General features: G+C 60.9%; 2 protein-coding genes, 3 tRNA genes and 3 rRNA genes. 1 reads left to right on the plus strand and 7 read right to left on the minus strand.

Annotated elements, in window-relative coordinates:
• Positions 1-4: 4 nt before the first annotated feature.
• Positions 5-1030, minus strand: coding sequence for a biotin synthase BioB (gene bioB / locus VJ655_RS11540; RefSeq protein WP_324111205.1), 1026 nt, complete (start codon positions 1028-1030; stop codon positions 5-7).
• Between the two features lie 134 nt (positions 1031-1164).
• On the opposite strand from bioB, the gene VJ655_RS11545 reads away from it, so the two are divergent.
• Complete coding sequence (locus tag VJ655_RS11545; RefSeq protein ID WP_324111206.1) at positions 1165-2658, plus strand: inorganic triphosphatase; 1494 nt, start codon at positions 1165-1167, stop codon at positions 2656-2658.
• A gap of 58 nt (positions 2659-2716) precedes the next feature.
• Here the strand turns inward: VJ655_RS11545 and VJ655_RS11550 are convergent.
• The 6 genes from VJ655_RS11550 to VJ655_RS11575 all read right to left on the minus strand — a co-directional run.
• A tRNA-Met gene (locus VJ655_RS11550) sits at positions 2717-2793 on the minus strand.
• A 67-nt stretch (positions 2794-2860) separates the two neighbouring features.
• Positions 2861-2975: ribosomal RNA gene (rrf, locus tag VJ655_RS11555) — 5S ribosomal RNA — on the minus strand.
• 102 nt (positions 2976-3077) lie between these two features.
• Positions 3078-5866, minus strand: a 23S ribosomal RNA gene (locus tag VJ655_RS11560).
• A gap of 293 nt (positions 5867-6159) precedes the next feature.
• Positions 6160-6235 (minus strand) — tRNA-Ala (locus VJ655_RS11565).
• Positions 6236-6302: 67 nt separating this feature from the next.
• A tRNA-Ile gene (locus tag VJ655_RS11570) sits at positions 6303-6379 on the minus strand.
• A gap of 199 nt (positions 6380-6578) precedes the next feature.
• Positions 6579-6710, minus strand: a 16S ribosomal RNA gene (locus tag VJ655_RS11575); the annotation flags it as partial.

Consider the following 6710-nt stretch of genomic DNA (forward strand, 5'->3'; position numbering starts at 1 on the left):
GCCCCTATTCCGCCGCCACGACCTCATGCTGGTGGGCCTCGACGCGGACCGCGCCGCCCATCGGCTTGAGGTCCAGATCCTGGAAGAGGCGCGAGTCCTCGTCCATGTCCGGCAGCGGGGTGGTCAGGAGCTTGCCGCCGACGAAGATCGAGTTGGCGCCGGCCATGAAGCACAGGGCCTGCAGCTCGCGGCTCATGCCCTCGCGGCCGGCCGACAGGCGAACCATCGACTTCGGGCAAACGATGCGGGCCACGGCGATGGTGCGGACGAACTCGATCGAGTCGATGGGCTTGCCTTCCGAGAGGATCTTGTCGCCCAGCGGGGTGCCGCTGACCGGCACCAGGCCGTTGATCGGCAGGCTGTCGGGGTGAGACGGCAGGGTGGCCAGCTGGTGCAGCAGGCCAGCCCGATCGCGGCGCGTCTCGCCCATGCCGACGATGCCGCCGCAGCAGGTGCTCATGCCCGCGTCCCGGACGTGGGCCAGGGTGTCGAGCCGTTCCTGGTAGGTGCGCGTCGTCACCACGTCGGCGTAATAGTCCGGGCCGGTGTCGAGGTTGTGGTTGTAGTAGTCGAGGCCGGCGGCCTTCAGCGCCTTGGCCTGGTCGGCGGTCAGCATGCCCAGGGTGGCGCAGGTCTCCAGGCCCAGAGCCTTCACCTCGCCGATCATTTCGGTCAGCTTGGGCAGGTCGCGGTCTTTCAGCTCGCGCCAGGCCGCGCCCATGCAGAAGCGCTGGGCGCCGCCGTCGCGGGCGGCGCGCGCCTTGGCCACGACATCGTCCGCCGCCATCAGCTTCTCGGCCTTGAGACCCGTCTTGAAGTGAGCGCTCTGGCTGCAATAGCCACAGTTCTCGGCGCAGCCGCCGGTCTTGACCGACAACAGCTGCGAAAGCTGGATCTCACTGGGGTCGAACCCGGCGCGATGGACGCTCGCGGCCTGGAAGACCAGCTCCATGAACGGGAGGTCGAAAAGGGCTTCCACCTCGGCTAGGGTCCAGTCGTGGCGGGGCTCGAACGCTTTGATCTTGCTCATGGCGCGCACGTTTGGACCCGCGCCAGAGTCTTGGCAAGACGCTTGGCCAAACCACGTGACAAGACGATGGCGAGCCGTCATAGCGCTGTTCGGGCCTTAGCGTCCTTCGAGACCCGCGCGGGAGTTGGCAGGTCATGGATCGCGAGATCGAGCTGAAGTTCCTGATCCCGCCCGAGGCCGTCGAGCCGGCCCTGGCCGAGTTGACCGGCGAGTATGGCGGCGAAGGGGCGGTGCGCCAGCTGGACGCCACCTATTTCGATACGCCCGACCACGCCCTGCGGCGAGCGGGCTTTGGCCTGCGGGTCCGCGACGGCGAAGGCGGTCGCAAGCAGACCTTGAAATCGGCCTCGGCGGGCGGTGTCTTCGCGCGCGGCGAGTGGGAGACGGCGATCGCCGGTCCCGGCCCCGATCTAGACGCCCTGGCCCGCACGCCAGCGGCGGCGATGCTGGCCGACCGACCGCTGGCGCCGGTTTTCAAGACGCGGGTCGAGCGCACCGTGCGGCTGGTGCATGTCGCCGGCGCGGTGATCGAGGCCGCCCTCGACCGTGGCGAACTCAGCGCCGCCGAGCGACACGCCCCGGTTTGCGAGCTGGAGCTGGAGCTGAAATCGGGCCCGCCCAGCGCCCTGTTCGACCTCGCCCGGGCCCTGGCGCGGCACGTTCCGCTACGGCTGTCGCTGGTCAGCAAGGCCGAGCGCGGCTACGGCCTGGCCGCGGGCGAGGCCAGCGTTTCGCCGCGGCGCCAAAGCGCTGTCCTAAATCCCTACGGCCGGGTCGGCGAGACCCTTCAGGCTCTGGGCCAGGCCGATCTCGCTCATCTCTGCATGGCGCTGGAGGCCTTGCGCGAACGCCCCGAGGCAGAATGCGTGCACCAGGCGCGCGTGGCCTCGCGGCGGCTGCGAGCCCTGCTGAAGATCTTCAAGCCCCTGGCACGCGACGAGGCCGCCCATCGGCTCGACGACGAGCTCGCCTGGCTGGCGGGGGAGTTCGACGCCGCTCGCGACCTCGATGTCTTCGTCGGCGAGGTATGGAGCGCCGCGGCCGACGGCGCCGCCTTCGCCGGCAAGGAAACGTTCGAACGGGGGCTGCAAGCCGCCCACGCCAACGCCTATCTGCGCATGGAGGCCGCGCTGGAAAGCGCTCGGGCCCGCGACGTGCTGCTGGAAGCGGCGGCCTGGCTGGAGACGGGCGCCTGGACGACCGATCCCGACCTGGCCGAGACGCGCGATGCGTCCGCCCGGTCCTACGCCGCCGAGGTGCTGGACCATCGCCGCAAGCAGGTGAAGAAGCGCGCCAAACGCTTCGACGACCTGGACGCCCAAGCGCGCCATCGCCTACGCCTGAAGGGTAAGACGCTGCGCTATGCGGCCGAGGATCTCGCCGCTCTGTTTCCGGAACATCATGAACGAGCCGAGCGGTTCGTGCGGGCGGCCAAGGCGGCGCAGGACACCCTGGGCGCCCTGAACGACCGCAACGTCCGCGAGGGCCTCGTCGACGTCGCCGCCCACGGGGACGCGGATCTGGCCAAGGCCGCCCACAGGGTCGTGTTGGGCGACGAGGAACAGGACCTGCTGACGGCCGCTCGCAGGGCTATCGACGAACTGGTCGACGCCAAGCCCTTCTGGTGAACTCGAACGCCAGATACGAAAAAGCCGCCCGAAGGCGGCTTGTTCGTTTTTAGACCCTTGGGTGCGGGGACAGGATTTGAACCTGTGACCTTCAGGTTATGAGCCTGACGAGCTACCGGGCTGCTCCACCCCGCGTCAGGGTGTTGGTGTGAGATTGTGAGTGCAGGGTGTTGGACTTGTGGTTTTGATATCCTTTTGGCGGACCTGGCGGCGACCTACTCTCCCGCGCCTTGAGACGAAGTACCATTGGCCCAGGGGGACTTAACGACCGAGTTCGGAATGGGATCGGGTGGGGAACCCCCGGCAAAGCCACCAGGTCAGCGAAAAGGATATCATCCGGCTTCTTGCGAGGCCGGAGATTGTGAAGAAGACATCGTTGTCTGAAGTAGAGCCATGATTTGCATGGGCTTGACTGAAGAACGATCAAGCCGATCGAGCTATTAGTACCGGTAAGCTCCATGCGTCGCCGCACTTCCACACCCGGCCTATCAACGTGGTGGTCTTCCACGGCTCTCAGCGAGACCTTGTTTTGAGGTTAGTTTCCCGCTTAGATGCTTTCAGCGGTTATCTATTCCACACTTAGCTACCCTGCTGCACAGCTGGCGCCATGACAGGTCCACCAGAGGTGTGTCCATCCCGGTCCTCTCGTACTAGGGACAGATCCTCTCAAGTCTCGTACACCCACGGCAGATAGGGACCAAACTGTCTCACGACGTTCTGAACCCAGCTCACGTACCACTTTAATCGGCGAACAGCCGAACCCTTGGGACCTGCTCCAGCCCCAGGATGTGATGAGCCGACATCGAGGTGCCAAACTTTGCCGTCGATATGGACTCTTGGGCAAAATCAGCCTGTTATCCCTAGAGTACCTTTTATTCGTTGAGCGATGGCCCTTCCACGCAGGACCACCGGATCACTATGGCCGACTTTCGTCTCTGCTCGACTTGTCAGTCTCGCAGTCAGGCGGGCTTATGCCATTGCACTCGACGACCGATTTCCGACCGGTCTGAGCCCACCATCGCGCGCCTCCGTTACACTTTGGGAGGCGACCGCCCCAGTCAAACTGCCCGCCACGCCATGTCCCGGACCCGGATAACGGGCCGCGGTTAGACGTCAGCAACAATAAGGGTGGTATTTCAAGGATGGCTCCGCCGGAACTGGCGCCCCGGTTTCATAGCCTCCCACCTATCCTACACATGTTGCTGCTAACGCCAAGGCGAAGCTGCAGTAAAGGTTCATAGGGTCTTTCCGTCTGACCGCGGGAACCCCGCATCTTCACGGGGAATTCAATTTCGCTGAGCCTGTGCTGGAGACAGTGGGGAAGTCGTTACGCCATTCGTGCAGGTCGGAACTTACCCGACAAGGAATTTCGCTACCTTAGGACCGTTATAGTTACGGCCGCCGTTTACCTGGGCTTCAATTCAGAGCTTGCACCCCTCCTTTTAACCTTCAGGCACCGGGCAGGCGTCAGACCCTATACGTCGCCTTGCGGCTTCGCAGAGCCCTGTGTTTTTGATAAACAGTCGCTACCCCCTGGCTTGTGCCACTCTCATCTGGTTGCCCAAAAGAGAGTCACGCTTATCCCGAAGTTACGCGTGCAATTTGCCGAGTTCCTTCAGCACAGTTCTCTCAAGCGCCTTGGTATACTCTACCTGCCCACCTGTGTCGGTTTCGGGTACGGTCTCCGTTGGAGTTATTTCCAGGGACCTGTTCACTGCCAGGAGCAATCCAATAAGCCCTGACAATTTACCAGATCCGTCACTTCCAACTGGTTCAGGAATATTCACCTGATTCCCATCGACTACGCCTTTCGGCCTCGCCTTAGGGGCCGACTAACCCTGCGCAGATTAGCTTTACGCAGGAACCCTTGGGCTTTCGGCGAGAGGGTCTCTCACCCTCTTTATCGCTACTCATGTCAGCATTCTCACTTCCGATACCTCCAGCAAGGCTCACGCCTCACCTTCATCGGCTTACGGAACGCTCCGCTACCGCGTGCACAAAGTGCACACCCATACCTTCGGCGACTGGCTTGAGCCCCGTTACATTTTCCGCGCAGGTTCGCTTGACCAGTGAGCTGTTACGCTTTCTTTAAATGATGGCTGCTTCTAAGCCAACATCCTGGTTGTCAAAGCAAACCCACATCGTTTCCCACTTAGCCAGTACTTGGGGGCCTTAGATGATGGTTAGGGTTGTTTCCCTTTTCACGACGGACGTTAGCACCCGCCGTGTGTCTCCCGGATAGTTCTCTTGGGTATTCGGAGTTTGATTAGAATTGGTACAGCTCGCGCCGCCCGCATCCATTCAGTGCTCTACCCCCCAAGGAATACGTCCGAGGCACTACCTAAATAGTTTTCGCGGAGAACCAGCTATGTCCAGGTTTGATTGGCCTTTCACCCCTATCCACAAGTCATCCGAGAATTTTTCAACATTCACCGGTTCGGTCCTCCAGTAAGTGTTACCTTACCTTCAACCTGCTCATGGATAGATCACCTGGTTTCGGGTCGTCATGCGACGTACTTATTCGCCCTATTCAGACTCGCTTTCGCTGCGCCTACACCTAACGGCTTAAGCTTGCACGGCACATGAAGTCGCTGACCCATTATACAAAAGGTACGCCGTCACCACGCGCGGTGGCTCCGACTGCTTGTAGGCTTCCGATTTCAGGTTCTGTTTCACTCCCCTTGTCGGGGTGCTTTTCACCTTTCCCTCACGGTACTTGTTCGCTATCGGTCATTGAGGAGTACTTAGGCTTGGAGGGTGGTCCCCCCATGTTCAGACAGGATTTCACGTGTCCCGCCCTACTCGAGTCTGTCGCTATTTGACGCTTACGGGGCTATCACCCACTATGGCTGTGTTTCCCAACACATTCAGCTTTATGTCACGACAGCACTGGCCTGGTCCCGGTTCGCTCGCCACTACTACGGGAGTCTCGGTTGATGTCCTTTCCTCCGGGTACTGAGATGTTTCAGTTCCCCGGGTTTGCTTAATGAACCCTATGTATTCAGGTCATTATACCTTGTCTGATCAACCGATCGCCGCTCCAGCCGAAGCTGAAGCAAAGTCGGGTGACCATAAAGGTGGGTTTCCCCATTCGGAGATAGCCGGATCAAAGGGTGCTCGCGCCTCCCCGGCTCTTATCGCAGCGTGCCACGTCCTTCATCGCCTCTCAATGCCAAGGCATCCGTCAGAAGCCCTTATGCGCTTGATCGTTCTCAGCAAAACCCATGCATAATCGACCCTAGCCGCATCTCGCGGGAAGGGATCGAGCATGAGCTCTACCTTTAGTCAGACAATGATGTCTTCTTAAGTCCATCCTTAAACCAGGTCCGTATCCCAGGGGTGAGCTACGGTTGGCGGAGGAACCCTGCCTTCACAATGTCATTTCGCAACAGGCTCAAGAGCCAGTGCAAACTTGATCATTCCCGATCGCGATAAACTCGGTTCTTCCTACCAGCTAGCCTCGCTCATAGCGAAGCGGTAGCCAGGAAAGCCAACCAAGTATGGTGGAGCCAGACGGATTCGAACCGACGACATCCTGCTTGCAAAGCAGGCGCTCTACCAACTGAGCTATGGCCCCTCACACTGACGTGCGAGTTGCTTGCCCAGCGGGAGCTGGTCGGTTGCGGATCCGTAGGAGGAAAGAGTGGTAGGCCCGATAAGACTTGAACTTATGACCTCACGCTTATCAAGCGTGCGCTCTAACCAACTGAGCTACGGGCCCATAGGCCGCTCAGATCGGACGCTCCAAACAGTGTTCGAAGGGATCCGCTCCAGGGCTCGCGATCGTGTCTCGAACCTCGACGGCTCGAAACAAGTGGAAAGAGAAACGAAGACGGCGGCGATCCGCTCTTTGTGGTGCGTCAAGCGCACCGTGTCTGGAGCTTCAATAGTCTCGTGAGAGACTGGAGAAGCATCCTTAGAAAGGAGGTGATCCAGCCGCAGGTTCCCCTACGGCTACCTTGTTACGACTTCACCCCAGTCGCTGACCCTACCGTGGTCGCCTGCCTCCTTGCGGTTAGCGCAGCGCCTTCGGGTAAAGCCAACTCCCATGG

It is taken from the genome of Caulobacter sp. (genome assembly GCF_035254145.1).
Classification (GTDB): Bacteria; Pseudomonadota; Alphaproteobacteria; order Caulobacterales; family Caulobacteraceae; genus Caulobacter.

What these genes read in the sequence shown, in the direction of transcription:
- VJ655_RS11545 (WP_324111206.1), top strand. Translation starts at nt 1,165, where the DNA reads ATGGATCGCGAGATCGAGCTGAAGTTCCTGATCCCGCCCGAGGCCGTC.
- bioB (WP_324111205.1), bottom strand. Translation starts at nt 1,030, where the DNA reads ATGAGCAAGATCAAAGCGTTCGAGCCCCGCCACGACTGGACCCTAGCC.